The sequence below is a fragment of the Mesorhizobium metallidurans STM 2683 genome (assembly GCF_000350085.1).
Lineage (GTDB): Bacteria > Pseudomonadota > Alphaproteobacteria > Rhizobiales > Rhizobiaceae > Mesorhizobium > Mesorhizobium metallidurans.
Genome location: NZ_CAUM01000124.1, coordinates 1 through 18,817, shown reverse-complemented (window position 1 = coordinate 18,817; position 18,817 = coordinate 1). Strand labels below are relative to the sequence as shown.

Sequence of the window (18,817 nt, the reverse complement as noted above, 5' to 3'; positions counted from 1 at the left end):
GAGTGCGAGTTCGGGAACGATAATGGCAGACAGAACCCATCTGAGAGCAGCCGTCAACAACGATATCGCTGACGATGATCCCTTCGCGGAATTGACCAGGATCATGGGCTTCGACCCGCGTCAGCCAGTCAGGCCGCAGACACCTAACCAGCCGAAGGCGGCTCCCGCCGCTCAGCCGGCGGACGAGGGCGATTTCGACATCGACCTCGAGAAGGAGTTGATGGGCGAATTTGGCGCCGACGACAATGACGGCGCCGCCGAGGTCCGCGAGCCGGCTTTCGCGGCCGCCGACCCGATGGACGACGAGCTTGCCGCCTCGCTCGAACAGGATCTCCTGCTGGACGACGACGCGGCGGACGAAGCCGCCCGTGCCGTTGCCGCCGCCGACATTGATCTTGGTGTTGCCGAAATATCCGCGCCGGCCGCCGACGTTGCTTTCAATGATGATTTCGAGGATGCGATCGCCGGTTCGCTGGAAGACGTGTCGCCATTCGAAGACGATCTGGCAGTGGACGACGAACTTGCCGACAACACGTTCGCGGACGACCAGCTTGCCGCGTCGCTCGAAGAGGATTTCCTGCTCGACGACGATGTGACGGACGAACCTGGCGTTGCCGAGGCTCTCGTGGCGGCCAAACAGCCTGACTTCGACGACGAATTCAACGATGCGGTCGCAAGCTCGCTCGAAGACGAGCTGATGCCGGACGAGCATGATCCGATGGAACATGCTGCCGTCGAGACTTCCGCTGCGCCGGCCCAGACCGTTTCAGATGAGTCCGATGAGGACCTTGCCGGCCACTTCGACGAAGCCATGGCCGAAGTCGACATGGACTTCGACGTTCGCACGGACGATCTCGCCGAAGTTGAAGAGTCTGAAATTGACGAGCCGGCGTTCGTGGCCGCCGCGGATGAGCTGTCCGCTGCCGCCCCGGAAGATGCGTTGGACGACGATTTCGATTTGAATTTCGATGATGCGCTTGTGGACGAGATCGAGGAGCAGATTGCACAGGTCGCCAGCGTTGCGCCGCAGCCGACCGCGCCAGCCGCCGCGGCCCAGCCGGCCGCTGCTCCCGCCGCCGACGGGCGAAGCCTTGAAGACGAGTTGAACGCGTTGCTGGGCGCCATGAGCACACGTTCCGCCCCCTTGGCCGCGGCAGCACCCGCGCCCAGGGAGCCAGCCATGGCTCAGCAACCTGTGGCGGCGGCTGAAAAAGCCGCCGGGAAGCCAGCGGAACCCGTCGGCGAACTCGACTGGGACCTTGATGAGCACGCCCCCGTGGAGCCGGCGCACCCTGAAGCGGCTCAGGCCGCCGACGCCGATCTCGACACTTTTCTCCTTGATGAGCTCAAGGGCCAGGATTTTGGCGACCAGGATTTGGGCGGCGAGGATGTCGGCGCTGAAAATGCCGCCGGATCGGAAGATGCCGATTTCGACAATGACGACCTCAATGCCGTTTTCGCCAGGGATATCGGCCTCGATCACGATGCCGCAGGCGACGGGATTGCGGCTGACGCCGAGAAGGAAGAGCCACATGATTCGCTCGGTTGGCGGACAACGCGCTCGACACCACCGGAACCGGCTCGCTCGTGGAGCCGCGTGACGCCGGTCGCAAATTCGCAGCCTGCCTTCGCAAGCCAACCGGTGGCTTCGGCGAAGCCCGCGCCCACGCCAATGGCTGCGGCTCCGTCCCGTCAGGAAGAGCCGGCCGTGGCTGATACCGCCTATGCAGCACCGGCGTCGGCAGAACAGCCTTCGGCGTATGACGAGATGCCCGATGTCGAGACGGTCGATGTGCCGGAGCGCGTCGTGGCGCTGGCCGACGATCTCGATATTCCGGAGCTCAACTTCGATGAAGCCGAGCCGGCGGCGCCTGCCTATGACGATCTCGACTCCGATTTCGCCAGCCTGCTCACGGAAATGAACGCCGTGGACGTCGCTCCCGCCCCGGTGAGGAATGCTGCCTACGACGATGAATCCTACAATGCAGGGTTCAGTTCGGGCTACCAGCGCGACCGTGTTGAAACGCGGACATATGCGGCAAGGCCAGCAGAGGCGCCGGCCAATGCGGCCTATGCCGATGCAGCCGGCGGCTTCGATCTGGACGAATTGCCCGGCGGTGGCAAGCCGGTTTCGCAGACCCCGGTTTCGCAGGCCGATGACTTTGCCCTGGACGAACTCGACTACGATCCCGAACTGGACGAAGCGATGTCGGTTCCGGGCCTGGCCGAGCAGGACAGGCAGCCACGTCGCCGTGGCCTGCTGATCGCAGCGGTCGTCGGCGCGGTGGCGATCGCGGGAGGGCTCGGCGCCTTTGCGCTGTCGTTCGGAGGCAATGGCAGCGGCGACGCGCCGGTCATCGTCAAGGCCGACAATGCACCGATCAAAGTCAAGCCGGAAAACCCGGGCGGCACTGTCGTGCCGAACCAGGACAACAAGGTTTATGACGCGGTGGCCAAGGGCACGAAACCCGCCGAACCGATCCAGGAAAAGCTGGTCACCAACACCGAAGAGCCGGTGGATGTGGCGGCCAAGGAGCCGCCGCAGAGCCGCGTCGTCGATCTTGGCGACACGGCCGAAGGCACGCAGGCGGTCGGCGACACGCAGGCGGTCGGAAATGCCGTCGTTGCCGCTGCTCCGGCACCCAAGTCCGAGGATCGTATCGCGCAGGTTCTGCAGGAGGCCGAAAAGTCCGGGAATCCGGATGTCGTTGTGGTTGCACCGCGCAAGGTGAGGACCATGGTCGTCAAGTCGGATGGTTCGCTGGTTGCGCGCGAGGATCCGGCGCCCGTGGCACCGCCTGTGGCCGCCGTCGAGCCTGTCGATCCCGAGCCTCAGCGTGTGGCCCCGTCGGCCCAGGCTGATGACACGGAGCAGACCGGCACCGTGCCGCCCGCAGGCGGTCAGGCAACCGGCAATCAGGCGAGCAGCGACCAGACCGAAACCGCGGAGCCGGAAACGGCCAAGGCGCCAGCCAAACCGGCCGCCGCGCCCAAGGCTGAAGCCAAGCCCCAATCTGCTGCTGACACCCAATCTGGCGCCACCCAGTCCACCAATAGCCAGTCCGCCAACACGCCGGAAACGGTTCCGTTGGCGCCGCAGCGTCCATCCGACCAGCCGGTCGATGTCGTCGGCGAGGTCAAGCCGGACCAGGTTGCATCCATCCCGGCGACTGCGACCGGTGGTGGCTCCTGGTCGATGCAGATCGCGTCGCAGCCGACGGTTGAAAGCGCCCAGTCCAGCTATGCGGATCTGCAGCGCCGCTATGGCAGCGTGCTTGCCGGTCGCACCGCCAACATCGTCAAGGCCGAAATCGCCGGCAAGGGGACCTTCTACCGCGTCCGCGTCCCAGCACAGTCGCGCAACGATGCGATCAGCCTGTGCACCAGCTACAAGGCCGCCGGCGGCAATTGCTTCGTGTCGCGCTAGCTGCTCGAAAGCTTCAACTGAAACCCGGTGCGGCCGTCATGCCGCGCCGGGTTTCGTTTGTCCAAATGCATATGGCTGGATACGATTCCATTTGTCCGCGTGAAGCCCTAAACTGCTGACATGACCGAATCAAAATCCATGATCCTCGGCTGTGCCGGGAAATCGCTGACGCGCGATGAAATCAATTTCTATCGCAACGAATGCCCGTGGGGCTTCATCCTGTTTGCGCGCAATATCGGCGAGACAGAGCAGATTCGCGATCTGGTCGCCGCGATGCGCGATTGTATCGGGCGCCCGGACGCTCCGGTGTTCATCGACCAGGAAGGCGGTCGGGTGCAGCGCCTGCGGCCGCCGCTGGCGCCGAACTATCCGGCCGGCGGCGCACTTGGCGCGCTATGGCGCAACGACCACGATGCCGGCGCTCGTGCCGCCTGGCTGATGGCGCGGCTGCATGCCTTTGACCTGCTGCGCTTCGGCATCACCGCGGACTGCCTGCCGGTGCTCGACGTGCCGATCGAAGGCGCCAGCGACGTCATCGGCGCGCGCGCCTATGGCAAGGAACCGCGCGCCGTCATCGAGCTTGGCCGCGCGGCGGCTGAAGGGTTGATGTCGGGCGGCGTGCTGCCTGTCATGAAGCATATTCCCGGGCATGGGCGGGCCTTTGCCGACACGCATTTCGAACTGCCGACCGTCGATGCCTCGATGAGCGACTTGCAGCGGCATGATTTCGCCCCGTTCAGGGAACTCAATCATTTGCCGATGGCGATGACGGCGCATGTCGTCTACAGCGCGATCGACCCGAAGAACCCGGCGACCACCTCCGGCAAGGTCATCGACGAGATCATTCGCGGTGAAATCGGCTTTGACGGGCTGCTGATGAGCGACGACACGTCGATGAAGGCACTTTCTGGGGATTTCCCGACAAAGGCGGCCGCGATCCTTGCGGCGGGCTGCGATCTGGTCCTTCACTGCAACGGCGTATTCGAGGAGATGGCTGGCATTGCGTCGCGCACCACGGGGCTTGAGGGCAAGTCGCTGGAGCGTGCCAAACGAGCGCTGACCTATATTAGGGATCGCGACGCGGCTGAAGAAACCGAGATACGCGCCGAGTTCGCCACTTATTTCGACGCTGTGGCCTAGCACCAAAGGGAAACGGGAAGTGGCGGAAACATTGGACAGTAAGGCCGGCAAGGCCGCACCGATGGACCGCTTGTGGGCCGAGAACGACGATTCGAGGCTGACCGGCGATCCAGCACTGGTCGTCGACGTCGCCGGTTTCGAAGGGCCGCTCGACCTTCTCCTGCATCTTGCCCGCAACCAGAAAGTCGATCTGTCGCGCATCTCGATCCTGGCGCTGGCCGAGCAATATCTGGCCTTTGTCGAGAAGGTGAGGGTGCTAAGGCTCGAGCTTGCCGCCGACTATCTGGTGATGGCGGCGTGGCTGGCCTTCCTCAAGTCGAAGCTTTTGATCCCCAAGCAACCGGGCGAAGAGGGCGAAAGCGGTGAGGAACTGGCGGCGGTGCTGCAATTCCGGCTGAAGCGGCTGGAAGCGATGCGCGACGCGGCGGCACGGCTGGTCAATCGCAACCGGCTCGGACGCGACGTGTTCGCGCGCGGCATGCCGGAAATGGTCATCGTCGAAAAGCGCAACACCTATTCTGCCTCGCTCTATGATCTGTTGACCGCCTATGCCCAACAGCGCCAGAAACAGGCGATCACCAATGTGACGATCGCCAGGCGTGGCGTGTGGTCGCTCAAGGACGCGCGCGATGTGCTGACCAGGCTGATCGGCACGTTTGCCGACTGGACGGCGCTCGACAGTTTCCTGATCGAGTACCTGTCCGGTCCGGAAGAGCGGCGCACCGCGGTCGCAAGTTCCTTTGCCGCGACGCTGGAACTGGTGCGCGAAGGCAAAATGGAGATGCGGCAGGACGAGGTGTTCGCGCCGCTCTATCTGCGCGGCCGGGCGCAAGGCACTAGAGCAGTCGAGGTGGCATCATGAGCGAACGCGCCAACGCTTCGGTCATTCCCTTCAAGGTCGATGAAGAGACCGAGGAGGGGCTGCCTGCCGAGACATCGGCACAGGATATAGGCCAGAACCTGTCCCGGAATCCTGGCGAGCGGCTGCATATGGCCGAAGCCGTGCGCATGGCCGAGGCGATCGTGTTCGCCAGCGCCGAGCCGGTCAGTGAAAAACAGCTTGTCGCGCGGCTGCCCGACGGCATCAACATTGCCGCGGCGATGGCCGATCTGCAGCAGATCTATGCGCGGCGCGGCGTCAATCTGGTCCGCGTCGGCGATGCCTGGGCGTTCCGCACCGCCGGCGACCTCGCCTTCCTGATGAGCAGGGATACCGTCCAGCAGAAGAGGCTCTCCCGCGCGGCTCTCGAAGTGCTGGCTATCATTGCCTACCATCAGCCGGTGACGCGCGCCGAGATCGAGGACATCAGGGGCGTCGAGACTTCCAAGGGCACGCTGGACACGCTTTTGGAGACGGAATGGGTCAGGATGCGCGGCCGCCGGCGTACGCCCGGCCGGCCCGTGACCTACGGCACGACCGACATCTTCCTCGACCATTTCGCGCTGGAGGAGATCCGCGACCTTCCAGGCATGGAGGAATTGAAGGGCGCCGGGCTGCTGTCCGGCCGCATGCCGTCGAATTTCTCCATCCCGCAGCCGCCGGCCGATCCGGACACGCTGACCGACGACGAGGATCCGCTGACCGACATCGACCTCGAGGAACTCGGCCTGCTGACGCCGCGCGTCACGGAAGATTGACCGCGGGCCTGGCGCGGCGCTCGAAATTCGCCACACTTTGGAGCAAGGCAGTAAGCGTGCGGACCGGGGCTGCGCGGATTGGTAGCGGGCTATCGCGCCGAAACCCGCGTGACTTCAGCCACTCATCCATAAACTCTTTCGCGGTTGTGTTTGAATCCCAACGCGAAAACGCATAGATCATCGTCAGGGAAAACATTCGAGAGAGATTTGCTATGGGTTCATTTTCGATTTGGCACTGGATGATCGTGCTGGTGATCGTGCTGCTGGTGTTCGGCCGCGGCAAGATTCCAGAGCTGATGGGCGACATGGCCAAGGGCATCAAGAGCTTCAAGAAGGGCATGGCCGACGACGACGCCGCCGATGACAAGCGCACCGTCGAACACCGTGCCGACGAAACCGTTTCGGCAGTGAAGGAAAAGGCCAGCAAAGGCTGAGCCCCCGCTTTTTAGTCGGAACGTATAGCCATGTTCGAAGTCGGCTGGACCGAGATGCTGGTGATCGCGATCGTCATGATTGTGGTCGTCGGGCCCAAGGATTTGCCCAACATGCTGCGCACCTTCGGCCGCACGACGGCCAAGCTGCGGGCCATGGCGGCCGACTTCCAGAAACAGTTCAACGAGGCACTGAAGGAAGCCGAGCTTGACGATGTCAAGAAGTCGGTCGATTCGTTGCGAGGCCTCAACCCTGCCGCCGAAATCAGGAAGCAGCTCAATCCGTTCGAGCAGGCGGCGGCCGACGTTCGTTCGGGAGTTGATGCAGCGATGAAGCCAAAGCCGGCGGCCGATCCCGCCCAGCCTGCCGCTTCGACGCCGCAGGCCGCTGAGCCGCTGAAGAATGGCGCGACGGTGCTGCCAGATGTCAGCGCGCCAGAGGCGCCGATCTTTCCAGTGATGACCGACGAGTCCGTGGTGGCACAGCCAGCGTCTGCGGGAACTGTCGCACCGGCCACGCCACAAAAAGTGTCCGCTGCGAAGAAGCGCGCCGCGTCGAAGACAGCCAAGCCAGCGGCCCCTACGGCTGCCGCCAAGGCCGCGCCGGTAAAGGCATCAGCTGCAAAGGTGTCGGCAGCGACCAAGACAGCGGCGACGAAGGCAGGACCGAAGCCTGCACCGGCTGCGGTGAAGAAGCCGACCCCGGCTGCTAAAAAGACGGCGGGAGCCGCCAAGTGAGTATTTCTGACACAGAGAAGGACGAGATCGAGAAATCGTCGGCTCCGCTGATGGAGCATCTGATCGAGCTGCGCCGGCGGCTGATCTGGTCGATCGGCGGGTTCTTCGTTGCTTTCCTCGTCTGCTTCTTCTTCGCCAAGAAGCTGTTCAACCTGTTGGTGATCCCGTTCAAATGGGCGACCCAGTGGGCCGGGCTCGATCCGCGCAAGGTCGAGTTGATCTACACGGCGCCGCAGGAATTCTTCTTCACCCAGGTCAAGCTCGCCATGTTCGGCGGCATGGTCATCGCCTTTCCGCTGATCGCCACGCAGATCTACAAATTCATCGCGCCCGGCCTCTACAAGAACGAGCGCAACGCCTTCCTGCCGTTTCTGTTCGCTTCGCCGATCCTGTTCCTGCTGGGCGCGTCGCTGGTCTATTTCTTCTTCACGCCAATGGTGATGTGGTTCTTCCTCGCCATGCAGCAGGCAGGCACCGACGACCAGGTGCAGATTTCGCTGCTGCCGAAAGTGTCGGAATATCTCAGCCTGATCATGACGCTGATCTTCTCCTTCGGCCTGGTGTTCCAGTTGCCGGTGGTGACCAGCCTGATGACGAGGGTCGGCATGCTGTCGTCCAAGGCGCTGGCCGAAAAGCGCAAATGGGCGATCGTCATCGCCTTCGTCGTCGCAGCCATCCTGACGCCGCCCGATCCGATGAGCCAGATCGGGCTCGCCATTCCCACCATCATTCTCTACGAGGTGGCGATCTGGGCAGCACGGCTGATCGAGCGGGACCAGGAGAAGCAGCGGGTGGCGCGCGAGAAGAAGGACGCCGGAGAAAAGGTGGCCGAAAAGGCCGCGGACGCGCCTTCGGAGCAGGTTCCTTCGTAGGAGGGTAGCTCTCCTATCTTTTCAAGATCCGCAGGGCTTGAAGGAACTCGGCCTCGACATCTTGCATCGACCAAGGATGCGGTTTACGCCCTCTGACCTTACCCGAGGACGAATAAGCCATGCTTGATATCAAATGGATTCGCGACAACCCCAAGGCCCTTGCCGAGGCGCTCAGGAAGCGCTCTTGGTCGGCTGAGGATGCGCAATCCACGGTCGACGATCTGATTGCCAGGGACGAGGCGCGGCGCGAACATCTGACCGAGCTGCAGACCAGGCAGGAGCGCCGCAACGCCGCCTCGAAGGAGATCGGCAATGCCATGCGTTCGGGCGATTCCGCGCTTGCCGAAAAGCTGAAGGCCGAGGTCGGCGAGATCAAGTCGTTCATCCAGAATGGCGAGGCGCGCGAGCGCGAACTCGACAAGGCGCTGAACGATGCATTGGCGGTGCTGCCCAATGTGCCGCTCGACGATGTGCCGGTCGGCAAGGACGAGCACGACAATGTCGTCAAGCGCACGGTCGGCAAGGTGCCGACGCGGCCAGACTGGGTGAAGGAGCACTTCGAGATCGGCGAAGCGCTCGGCATGATGGATTTCGAGGGGGCGGCAAAGCTGTCCGGCTCGCGTTTCACCGTGCTGAAAAGCGGACTGGCGCGCATGGAGCGCGCGCTTGGCCAGTTCATGCTCGACCTGCACACGACAGAGCATGGCTATGAGGAGATCCAGCCGCCGCTGATGGTGCGCGATGAGGTTCTCTATGGTACCGGGCAGTTGCCGAAGTTCGAGGAAGACCTGTTCTTCGCCCCGCACGGAGACGGCAGGCTGGGCTTGATCCCGACCGCTGAAGTGCCACTGACCAACCTCGTGCGCGAAGAAATCACGGCGCATGAAAAGCTCCCGCTGCGCTATACCGCGCTGACGCCGTGCTTCCGCTCGGAGGCGGGTTCCGCTGGGCGCGACACGCGCGGCATGCTGCGCCAGCACCAGTTCTACAAGGTCGAACTGGTCTCGATCACCGACCAGGAGTCCTCGCTCGCCGAGCACGAGCGGATGACCGAATGCGCCGAAGCGGTGTTGAGACGGCTGGAATTGCCGTTCCGCACCATAACGCTATGCACCGGCGACATGGGTTTCGGCGCGCGCAAGACCTACGACATCGAGGTCTGGCTGCCCGGCCAGAACGCCTATCGCGAGATTTCGTCGTGCTCTGTCTGCGGCGATTTCCAGGCGCGGCGCATGGATGCCCGCTACAAGGACCGGGATGGCAAGGGCAACCGCTTCGTCCATACGCTGAACGGCTCGGGCACCGCCGTCGGCCGCGCGCTTATCGCCGTCATCGAAAACTACCAGAATGAGGATGGCAGCGTAACCATTCCTGAAACGCTGCGGCCTTATATGGGTGGCCTTGCAAAGATCGAATCGAAATAATGCGCATCCTTCTGACCAACGATGACGGCATCCACGCCGAGGGCCTGGCGTCGCTCGAACGCGTGGCCCGAACCTTGTCCGACGATGTCTGGGTGGTGGCGCCGGAGCAGGACCAGTCCGGCTACGCGCATTCGCTGTCGATCTCGGAGCCGCTACGCCTGCGCAAGATCGGCGAGAAGCATTACGCCGTGCGCGGCACGCCGACCGACTGCGTCATCATGGGAGTGAAGAAGATCCTGCCCGGCGCGCCAGACCTGATCCTGTCGGGCATCAATTCCGGCGCCAACATTGCCGACGACGTCACCTATTCGGGCACGGTCGCCGGCGCCATGGAAGGGGCGCTGCTCGGCGTGCGTTCGATCGCGCTCAGCCAAGGCTATTCCTATGTCGGCGAGGACCGAGTCGTCCCCTATGAGACCACCGAGGCGCTGGCGCCGGCTTTGCTCAAGAAGCTTGTCGCGACGCCGTTGCCCGATGGCGTGCTGCTCAACGTCAATTTTCCGAACTGTCTTCCAGAAGAAGTCGCCGGCACGGTGGTCACCTCGCAAGGCAAGCTCGTCCACAGCCTGTGGGTCGACGAGCGCCGCGACGGGCGCGGACTTCCCTATTATTGGCTGCGCTTCGGCCGCGAGCCGGTCGAGGGCAAGAAGGGCACGGACCTCCATGCCCTGCGCAACCGGCTGGTATCGGTGACGCCGCTGCAACTCGATCTCACCGCTCACGAAATCCGCGATCAACTGACCAAGGCGCTCGCATGAACCTGAACCACGGTCCGGTCGACGACCGCGAAGGCTTTGCCGCTTTCCTGCTCCGCTTGCGTGGCAGGGGCACGGCGCCGAAGGCATTGATCGCCGCCTTCGAGGCGACGCCGCGGCGTGGCTTCCTCGCCGCTCATTTCCATCCGATCGCCTGGTCGGACCGCATGCTGCCGATCGAATGCGGCGAGGCGATCGAAGGCGCCGATCTGCAGGCGGCGGTGATTGCCGCACTCGCCATCGAGCCGGGCAACCGCGTGCTCGAGATCGGCACCGGGTCCGGCTATACGGCGGCAGTGATGTCGAGGCTTGCCGCGCGGGTCGTCACCATCGACCGCTACAAGACGCTGGCCGAGCAGGCCAGGCAGCGTTTCGAGGCGCTCGGCATCGGCAATGCCATCGCCCGCCAGGCGGATGGCTCCAACGGGCTGGCGAATGAAGCGCCGTTCGACCGCATCGTCGCGTGGGCGGCTTTCGACAGCCTGCCGCGTTTCCTGCTCGACCAGTTGTCGAGCGGCGGCATCGTCATTGCGCCGATCGGCCCGGAGGAGGGTGAGCAGGTGGTGGCCAGGCTGACCAAGGTCGGCAGCCGCTTCGACCGCGAGGATATCGGCATCGTGCGCCTGCAGCCGATCCTGCGCAGTGTCGCTGCGGTCATCTAGGGGTAGGTTGATATTCAGGTGATGTCGGCCCGCCATGCGCCACTAAATATTTTAAGAAAATTTGCGTCAGATTCTAATGGGTTAACCGACCAGTAACATTAACGCGCTTTAATCACGCTCAGTTTGTACCGGGTCTGTGCGGGTTAGTGCGATGCAATTCAGTGTTTTGAAGGCAAACGGACGCAATCTGGCGCGTGGCTGCGCCGTCCTCATGGTCGCGGGTGCCGCCGCGGGGTGTAGCTCCCAGGTGGCGCGGTTCAATGGCGTCGACGACGTCTTCACCGCCTCGACCAACAACCAGCGCGCCATCATCGACAAGCAAGACGCTGCCCAGCCCTATCCGGGCGACGCTCCGGTGTCGGCAGCACCGGTCGACGGCACCTACACCCAGTCGGTCAGCCGCTCCAGCCTCGAGCCGGTGACGACGCGGCAATTGCCGCCGGTCAGCCAGGCGCAACCGGCCCCGGCCCTGGTGCCCGCCGGAAATCCTGTGCGCACCGCTACAGCGCCGGCCCTGGCGCCGGCCGCGCCTCGTGTCGACCGCAAGGCGACAGGCACCGTCGCGCCGGCGGCAAAGCCGTTCAAGGACGCCGAGCCAGATGCGCCGCGTGTGGCGACAGCGGCCGGCAAGGCGCATGCCACCGAGATCATCGTCAAGGATGGCGAAACCATTTCCGGCCTGTCGCGGCGCTATGGCGTGCCCGCCGACGCCATCATGAAGGTCAACGGGCTGAGCGAGACCAAGGGGTTGCGGAGCGGGCAGAAGCTGGTCATCCCGGCCTATGCCTATTCGAGCAAGGAAGCTGCACCGAAGATCGCCGACGCCAAGCCAGCGAACGGCACCAAGCGCGATGCGCCGGCCAGCGCGCCGGAGAAGGTGGCCGTGCTGCCGCAGCAGCCGAAGCTAAAGGAGGGCAAGTCGGCAGCGCCGGTGGATGCTTCGGCCGCGGCAGGCCAGCCGAAAGACGCAAAGGCCGCGCCCAAGGTGGCCGCGGCTGCGCCCAAGGCGACCAGCGCCGGTGGCACCTACACCGTCCAGCAGGGCGATACGCTGTCCGCCATCGCCAGGAAGACCGGCGTCGGTGTCGTTGCGCTGAAGCAGGCGAACGGCATGCAGGATGGTCTGCTCAAGATCGGCCAGGCGCTTAAGGTTCCGGCCGGCGGCACCGCTGTTGTCGCCAGCGTCAAGCCGGCGAAGGTCGATCCGGTGACGACGGCCACCACCCCGCCGGCGGCCAAGACCACGCCGTCGGAAACGCTGGCCTCCTACACGCCGCCGAAGAAGGACGCCAAGGTCATCCAGCAGGCCGAGGACGACGACGCGGTGGCGCCTGATGCGACCGGCATCGGCAAGATGCGCTGGCCGGTGCGCGGCCGCGTGATCTCCGGCTTCGGCGGCGGCAAGGACGGTGTCGACATCGCCGTACCCGAGGGGACACCGGTCAAGGCGGCCGAAAACGGCGTCGTCATCTATGCCGGCGACGGCCTCAAGGAATTCGGCAACACGGTGCTGGTGCGCCATGAGAACGGGCTGGTCACCGTCTACGGCCACGCCAGTTCGATCGAGGTGCAGCGCGGCCAGAAAGTCAAGCGCGGCCAGGAAATCGGGCTCTCCGGCATGACCGGCACGACCGACTCGCCGAAACTTCATTTCGAAGTGCGCAAGAACTCCGCGCCGGTCGATCCTTCGACCTATCTTGAATAAGAAAGTCGATCCGTCGACCTACGTCGAATACAAGAAAAAACGATTGCAGGCCGCCTGACCTCCAGTCCGGCCCGCCGGCTTAGCCCGCCCTGCCAAGGGGCGGGCTTTTTCAGTTGCTAATCTTTGAGGGACTTGCCCAGCCGGCCTGCCAGATCCTGGGTGAACTGCCAGGCGACGCGGCCCGAACGGCTGCCGCGCGTCGTCGCCCATTCCAGCGCCTCGGCGCGCAGCGTCTCGGGATCGATGGCAAGACCGTGATGGCTGATATAGCCGTCGATCATGTCGAGATACTCGTCCTGCGAGCATTTGTGAAAGCCGAGCCAGAGCCCGAAACGGTCGGACAGCGAAACCTTTTCCTCGACCGCCTCGGACGGGTTGATGGCGGTCGAGCGCTCATTGTCGATCATCTCGCGCGGCAACAGATGGCGCCGGTTCGAGGTGGCGTAGAAGATGACATTGGCCGGGCGGCCCTCGACACCGCCTTCGAGCGCTGCCTTCAGCGACTTGTAGGAGGTGTCGTCATGGTCGAAGGAGAGGTCGTCGCAAAACAGGATGAAGCGGAAGGGCGCCGTCTTCAGCAAACCCATCAGCTTCGGCAGCGTGTCGATGTCCTCGCGGTGGATTTCGATCAGCTTGAGCGGCAGGTCGAGCTTTGCCGATCCATTGACGGCGGCGTGCGCGGCCTTGACCAGCGACGATTTGCCCATGCCGCGCGCGCCCCACAACAGCACATTGTTGGCCGCATAACCGGCGGCAAAGCGCTCGGTGTTGTCGACCAATATGTCGCGGACTCGGTCGACGCCGCGGATCAGGCCGATGTCGACGCGATTGACCTTGCGCACCGGTTCCAGATAGCCGGGATCGGCCTGCCAGACGAAGCAATCGGCCCCGCCGAGGTCGGTCTGCGGCACCCGCGGCGGGGCGAGGCGCGTGACCGCCTCGATCAGGCGGTCGAGCTTCTTGTTCAGGGCTTCAATGGTGCTGTCGGTCATTTCTTGTCTTTTTTGTTTCGCTTCAGGGAGACGTGACGCGGAACCTATTTGATTCCGGCGGTTTCGGAACCTGTTCCAACCTTCTGTTAGAGCATGATGTTTCCGGAAATCGGGCTTCGTTTTTCGGGATCACGCTCTAACACGGCCAAACAGACCGGAAAAGCAACTGAAATGCCTGGCAGCGCAGTTGCATTGGCAACTTTACCGACTATATTCCGGCCAAATTTCGCGGGGCCGCCTTGAGGCGGCTTTTCACCATTCAGGAGGACCTCGATGTTCGTTACACCGGCATATGCCCAAGGCGTCGGCGCCTCTCCCGATATGTTCATCAGCATTTTGCCGTTTGTGCTGATTTTCGTGATCATGTATTTTCTGATCATCCGGCCGCAGCGCACGCAGTTGAAGAAGCGTGGCGAGATGCTGGCGGCGGTTCGCCGCGGCGACACGGTCGTCACCGGCGGCGGCTTCGTCGGCAAGGTGACCAAGGTGATCGACGACAATGAGCTTGAGATCGATCTCGGCGGTGGCACCAAGGTGACGGCGTTGCGCTCGACGATCGCCGATGTGCGCGTCAAGGGCGAGCCGGTGGCGAACCAGAACGCCAAGAAATAACCGAATTCTCGGCGGAACGATCCGCCAGCATGCCCTGACGGACGACGCCATATGCTTTATTTTTCGCGCTTCAAGATGATCCTGATCTGGCTGGCCGTGGCCGCCACAGTGATCCTCGCTGCGCCCAATCTGTTCTCTGCAAGCACATTGGCAAAGCTTCCCGACTGGGTGCCGAAGCGGCAGATGACGCTCGGCCTCGATCTGCAGGGTGGCTCGCACATCCTGCTTCGGATGGATCCCAACGATCTGATCAAGGATCGGCTGGAGACGACGCGCGACGAGATCAGGACGCTGCTGCGCGACGGCAAGGTCGGCTATACCGGCCTTGCCGGATCGGGCCGCACCGTGCAAGTCCGCATCACCGATCCGGCTCAGGTCGATGCCGCCAAGACAGCGTTGAAGACATTGACGGAGCCGGTGGCGGCCGGCCTGTTCACCGGCGGCTCGATCCAGGAGATGACGCTGGACGATTCCGAGCCCGGCCTGCTCAAATTCACCGTCACCGACGCCGGCATCAAGTACCGCACGTCGACGGCGCTGACGCAGTCGATCGAAGTCGTCAGCCGGCGCGTCAACGAACTCGGCACGACCGAGCCGATCGTGCAGCGGCAAGGCGACGACCGCATCCTGGTCCAGGTGCCGGGCCTGCAGGACCCGCAGCGGCTGAAGGAGATTCTCGGCCAGACCGCCAAGCTGACCTTCCAGATGGTCGACCAGTCGATGCCGGTGCAGGACGCGCTCAACGGCCGCCCGCCCGCGGGGTCGTCGGTGCTCTATTCGCAGGACGATCCGCCGGTTCCCTATCTGATCGAGAACCGCGTCATCGTTTCGGGCGAGAACCTCGTCGACGCCCAGGCGACATACAATTCGCAGAACAACGAGCCGGTGGTTTCGTTCCGCTTCGATTCTAAAGGCGCCGCGCGCTTCGGCCAGGCGACCTCGCAGAATGTCGGCAAGCTGTTTGCCATCGTCCTCGACAATCAGGTCATCTCGGCGCCGCAGATCCGCGAGCCGATCCTCGGCGGCACCGGCCAGATATCAGGCAATTTCACCACCGCGAGCGCCAACGACCTTGCCGTACTGCTGCGCGCCGGCGCATTGCCGGCGACGCTGACGGTGATCGAGGAGCGCACGGTGGGTCCGGGTCTTGGCCAGGATTCCATCCATGCCGGCAAGGTCGCCGGCATCATCGGTTCGATCCTCGTCGTTGCATTCATGTTCGTTGCCTATGGCTTCCTCGGCTTCCTCGCCAACATCGCGCTGGCGGTGCATGTGGCGATGATCGTCGGGCTGTTGTCGCTGCTTGGCGCGACGCTGACCTTGCCAGGCATTGCCGGTATCGTGCTGACCATCGGCATGGCTGTCGATTCCAACGTTCTCATCTACGAGCGTATCCGCGAGGAGCGACGAGCCGGCCGCTCGGTGATCCAGGCCATCGACACCGGCTTCTCGAAGGCGCTGGCGACCATCGTCGATTCCAATGTCACCTCGCTGATCGCCACCGTGGTGCTTTTCTATCTCGGCACAGGCCCGGTGAAAGGCTTTGCCGTCACCTACGCCATCGGCATCCTGACCACCGTCTTCACGGCTTTCACCTTCACCCGCCTGCTGGTGTCGATCTGGCTGCGCCGCGCCCGGCCGAAGGAGTTGCCGCGCGCGCCGGTGACCTTCGTTCCGCCCGGCACGAAAATTCCATTCATGGGCATCCGTCGCTGGACCTTCGCGCTGTCGAGTGCTTTGTCGATCCTGTCAGTGGTCCTGTTCATGAGCACCGGCATCAATTACGGCATCGATTTCAAGGGCGGCTCGCTGATCGAGGTGCAGTCGAAGAGCGGCAACGCTGACCTTGCCGACCTCCGTGGCAGGCTTTCGGAGCTCAACATCGGCGAGATCCAGGTGCAGCAGTTCGGTACGCCGAATGACGTGCTGATCCGCGTCGGTACGCAGGATGGCGGCGAGAATGCCGAGCAGACCGTCATCGACAAGGTGCGCGGCGAGTTGCAGGACCAGTATGACTTCCGTCGCGTCGAGGTTGTAGGACCAACGGTTTCGGGCGAATTGGCCAAGCAGGGCACGATCGCCATGCTTGTCGCATTGCTTGGCATCCTGATCTATGTCTGGTTCCGCTTCGAATGGCAGTTCGCGGTCGGCGCCATCATTGCGACGGTGCACGACGTGGTCATGACGATCGGTTTTTTCGTCATCACCGGATTGGAATTCAACCAATCGTCGCTGGCTGCGATTCTGACCATCATCGGCTATTCCTTGAACGATACCATCGTCGTCTATGACCGCGTTCGCGAGGATCTGAGAAAATACAAGAAGATGCCGCTGCCACAGCTATTGAACAACGCCATCAACGAGACGCTGTCCCGAACGACGCTGACCTCGGTGACGACGATCCTGGCGCTGGTGGCGCTGGTGCTGTTCGGCGGCGAGGTGATCCGTTCGTTCACCATGGCGATGCTGTTCGGCATTGTCTTCGGTACCTATTCGTCGATCTTCATCGCCGCGCCGCTGCTCATCCTGTTCAAGTTGCGGCCTGGAGCCGCAACCGCCGACGAAGAGAAGCCGGTGAGCGGCGGCAAAGCCGTGGCGACCTGACGGCTGTCGAGCCGTGGCCAAAGGTATCGTCATCCGCGAGGCGCATTTCCCCGGTCGCGCGCCGATCGAGGCCTATGGCAGTGGCGGCTTCCGTTTCGCCGACATGTCGCATCGCGGCTCGCTGCTGTGCCTGCCGTCCGGCATCCACGGCTGGGAGCCGGCTGATCCGGAAGCGCTGACAGCGGCGGATTTCGAAAAACTGCTCAATGAGGCCGCCAGGGTCGAGATCCTGCTGGTCGGCACCGGCAAGGATTTGAGACCATTGCCGGCGGCGCTGCGTGCCGCGCTGAAGGCGGCGGGCATTTCCTCCGACCCGATGTCGACCGGTGCTGCGGTTCGGACCTACAATGTTCTTCTGGCGGAAAACCGCGCAGTGGCCGCCGCGCTCATAGCCGTCGACTGAGATGATCGACGACGCCAAAATCATCATGGAAGCGGTGCGCGCCGCCGACCACGACCGCTATCTCTCGGCGCTCTATGCGCCCGCCGACAAGCGTGATGCCCTGTTTTCGCTCTATGCCTTCAACGCCGAGATATCGGGCATTCGCGACCGCATCCACGAGCCGCTGCCCGGCGAGGTGCGGCTGCAATGGTGGCGCGATGCTATTACAGCGGAGGATGGGGCGAACATCGGCCATCCCATCGCCGACGCCTTGAAGGCCGCGATTTCGGCCCACCGCCTGCCGAAGCCGGCGTTCGACAACATGCTCGAAGCGCGTATTTTCGACCTTTACGACGATCCGATGCCGTCGCGCACCGACCTGGAAGGCTATTGCGGCGAGACGGCGGCGGCGCTCATCCAGCTTGCGGCGATGGTGCTCGACCCCATTGAAGCGCCGCGTTTCGCCGAACTGGCGGGCAGGGCGGGCTGCGCGCAGGCAATGACCGGTCTTCTGCTGCTGTTGCCACTGCATCGCCGGCGCGGCCAATGCTTCGTGCCGGCGGATGTGCTCGCGGCGGCCGGCTCCTCGCCGGAAGAGTTCGTCAACGGCGATGGCGGCCCCGGCGCGCAACGCGCCGTGGCGGCGATGATCGCGCTGGCGCGCGAGCATCTGGCCGCTTTCGAACAGGCCGCGCCAGCCTTGCCGCCTTCGTTGCGCCCGGCCTATCTGCCGCTTGCCCTGACGCGCGCCTATCTCGCCAAGATGGAAAGCCGTTCGCCGCTCGATCGCGTGGTGCGGCTGTCGGCCTTGCGCCGGCATTGGCTACTGCTGCGCCGCGCATCGAAAGGCTGGCCGTCCATTTGACGTAAACGTCAATCATGGTAGGACTTGTCCCGGGTCGAAGCCGAATGCGCAAGACACAAGCCGGCCTGGAGGAGACAGCGGTTCATGAGCCTGCCTGTGCTGGTCGCACTTGTCGTCTTCGGCATTGCGTTGTCGGTCGCGGCCGTGCATTTCACCGGCGGCACAAGGACGGCGACGCTTGCCGGCGCGGATCAGGCATTGCGCCGTTTCGCGCAGGATTTTCCCGATGAGGCGGCGGCAGCGATCCGCCTGACCAAGGACGGCGTTTCTCGATCTTGAGCGGGGGCGCGCCGGCATCGTTCACAGCGTCGGCGACTGTTTCCTGACCCGCATCGTCACGGCCAGCGACATAATTGCCCTGGATGTCGACGATAGCGGCGCCATCCTGCTCAAGCTCACCGACTTCACCTGGAAAGGCGGGCGCTTCGCCTTCGCCGACAGAACAGATGCCGAGACCGTGGCAGTGGCACTTGGGCTGCATGATCCGAGCCTGGCGAAGTCAAGAACATAGGCACCTTCAATCCGCTGAAAGTCGCCTTCCACGAATGGATCGGCATGTTCGCGGATGCA

The 18,817-nt window shown here is 63.6% G+C and carries 19 protein-coding genes; 16 read left to right on the top strand and 3 right to left on the bottom strand.

Annotated features, from left to right (window positions below; all coding sequences use genetic code 11):
• The first annotated feature begins 22 nt into the window (after nucleotides 1–22).
• From MESS2_RS20250 to MESS2_RS20195, 11 genes are all read left to right on the top strand, one after another.
• Nucleotides 23–3,427 (top strand): SPOR domain-containing protein, encoded by a 3,405-nt coding sequence (locus MESS2_RS20250; RefSeq protein ID WP_008876303.1) that lies wholly within the window; start codon nucleotides 23–25, stop codon nucleotides 3,425–3,427.
• 120 nt (nucleotides 3,428–3,547) lie between these two features.
• Nucleotides 3,548–4,567: a beta-N-acetylhexosaminidase gene (nagZ, locus tag MESS2_RS20245; RefSeq protein WP_040593564.1), complete on the top strand. Its 1,020-nt coding sequence runs from the start codon at nucleotides 3,548–3,550 to the stop codon at nucleotides 4,565–4,567.
• A 61-nt stretch (nucleotides 4,568–4,628) separates the two neighbouring features.
• Nucleotides 4,629–5,429, top strand: a complete 801-nt coding sequence (locus MESS2_RS20240; RefSeq protein ID WP_051069130.1) for a segregation and condensation protein A — start codon at nucleotides 4,629–4,631, stop codon at nucleotides 5,427–5,429.
• Nucleotides 5,426–6,205: an SMC-Scp complex subunit ScpB gene (gene scpB, locus MESS2_RS20235; protein ID WP_008876299.1), complete on the top strand. Its 780-nt coding sequence runs from the start codon at nucleotides 5,426–5,428 to the stop codon at nucleotides 6,203–6,205. Before MESS2_RS20240 ends, scpB begins: the two co-directional genes overlap by 4 nt.
• Before the next feature lie 212 nt (nucleotides 6,206–6,417).
• Nucleotides 6,418–6,639 carry a twin-arginine translocase TatA/TatE family subunit gene (locus tag MESS2_RS20225; protein ID WP_040593561.1) on the top strand — a complete coding sequence of 74 codons (222 nt, stop codon included), beginning with the start codon at nucleotides 6,418–6,420 and terminating at the stop codon, nucleotides 6,637–6,639.
• Nucleotides 6,640–6,669: 30 nt separating this feature from the next.
• Nucleotides 6,670–7,374, top strand: a complete 705-nt coding sequence (gene tatB, locus MESS2_RS20220) for a Sec-independent protein translocase protein TatB (protein WP_008876296.1) — start codon at nucleotides 6,670–6,672, stop codon at nucleotides 7,372–7,374.
• Nucleotides 7,371–8,246, top strand: a complete 876-nt coding sequence (gene tatC, locus MESS2_RS20215) for a twin-arginine translocase subunit TatC (protein ID WP_008876295.1) — start codon at nucleotides 7,371–7,373, stop codon at nucleotides 8,244–8,246. Before tatB ends, tatC begins: the two co-directional genes overlap by 4 nt.
• A gap of 119 nt (nucleotides 8,247–8,365) precedes the next feature.
• Nucleotides 8,366–9,670, top strand: coding sequence for a serine--tRNA ligase (gene serS / locus MESS2_RS20210; RefSeq protein WP_008876294.1), 1,305 nt, complete (start codon nucleotides 8,366–8,368; stop codon nucleotides 9,668–9,670).
• Nucleotides 9,670–10,428, top strand: coding sequence for a 5'/3'-nucleotidase SurE (surE, locus tag MESS2_RS20205; protein WP_008876293.1), 759 nt, complete (start codon nucleotides 9,670–9,672; stop codon nucleotides 10,426–10,428). The genes serS and surE overlap by 1 nt, the downstream gene beginning before the upstream one ends.
• The gene (locus MESS2_RS20200; RefSeq protein ID WP_008876292.1) at nucleotides 10,425–11,087 is read left to right on the top strand and encodes a protein-L-isoaspartate(D-aspartate) O-methyltransferase; all 663 of its coding nucleotides are present in this window, start codon (nucleotides 10,425–10,427) and stop codon (nucleotides 11,085–11,087) included. The genes surE and MESS2_RS20200 overlap by 4 nt, the downstream gene beginning before the upstream one ends.
• Nucleotides 11,088–11,238: 151 nt before the next feature.
• The gene (locus tag MESS2_RS20195) at nucleotides 11,239–12,792 is read left to right on the top strand and encodes a LysM peptidoglycan-binding domain-containing M23 family metallopeptidase (RefSeq protein ID WP_008876291.1); all 1,554 of its coding nucleotides are present in this window, start codon (nucleotides 11,239–11,241) and stop codon (nucleotides 12,790–12,792) included.
• A gap of 116 nt (nucleotides 12,793–12,908) precedes the next feature.
• On the opposite strand, the gene MESS2_RS20190 is transcribed toward MESS2_RS20195, so the two are convergent.
• Both MESS2_RS20190 and MESS2_RS32775 read right to left on the bottom strand, forming a co-directional pair.
• A complete protein-coding gene (locus MESS2_RS20190; RefSeq protein ID WP_008876290.1) occupies nucleotides 12,909–13,784 on the bottom strand; it encodes an ATP-binding protein in 876 nt (291 codons plus the stop codon).
• 86 nt (nucleotides 13,785–13,870) lie between these two features.
• Nucleotides 13,871–14,149 carry a hypothetical protein gene (locus tag MESS2_RS32775; RefSeq protein WP_167332456.1) on the bottom strand — a complete coding sequence of 93 codons (279 nt, stop codon included), beginning with the start codon at nucleotides 14,147–14,149 and terminating at the stop codon, nucleotides 13,871–13,873.
• Here MESS2_RS32775 and yajC point away from each other — a divergent pair.
• The 5 genes from yajC (at nucleotide 14,058) to MESS2_RS33980 (ending at nucleotide 18,526) form a co-directional block, all read left to right on the top strand.
• Nucleotides 14,058–14,396, top strand: a complete 339-nt coding sequence (yajC, locus tag MESS2_RS20185) for a preprotein translocase subunit YajC (RefSeq protein WP_008876289.1) — start codon at nucleotides 14,058–14,060, stop codon at nucleotides 14,394–14,396. The two genes, MESS2_RS32775 and yajC, sit on opposite strands and share 92 nt — an antisense overlap.
• A 51-nt stretch (nucleotides 14,397–14,447) precedes the next feature.
• Nucleotides 14,448–17,000: a protein translocase subunit SecDF gene (gene secDF / locus MESS2_RS20180; RefSeq protein ID WP_008876288.1), complete on the top strand. Its 2,553-nt coding sequence runs from the start codon at nucleotides 14,448–14,450 to the stop codon at nucleotides 16,998–17,000.
• A 13-nt stretch (nucleotides 17,001–17,013) separates the two neighbouring features.
• Nucleotides 17,014–17,403 (top strand): Mth938-like domain-containing protein, encoded by a 390-nt coding sequence (locus MESS2_RS20175; RefSeq protein WP_008876287.1) that lies wholly within the window; start codon nucleotides 17,014–17,016, stop codon nucleotides 17,401–17,403.
• Between the two features lies 1 nt (nucleotide 17,404).
• Nucleotides 17,405–18,247 (top strand): phytoene/squalene synthase family protein, encoded by an 843-nt coding sequence (locus MESS2_RS20170; protein WP_008876286.1) that lies wholly within the window; start codon nucleotides 17,405–17,407, stop codon nucleotides 18,245–18,247.
• Between the two features lie 84 nt (nucleotides 18,248–18,331).
• Complete coding sequence (locus tag MESS2_RS33980; RefSeq protein ID WP_008876285.1) at nucleotides 18,332–18,526, top strand: hypothetical protein; 195 nt, start codon at nucleotides 18,332–18,334, stop codon at nucleotides 18,524–18,526.
• A gap of 21 nt (nucleotides 18,527–18,547) precedes the next feature.
• Here the strand turns inward: MESS2_RS33980 and MESS2_RS33975 are convergent.
• Nucleotides 18,548–18,817 (bottom strand): hypothetical protein (locus MESS2_RS33975; protein WP_341872365.1); only part of this gene is annotated, 270 nt, incomplete at its 5' end.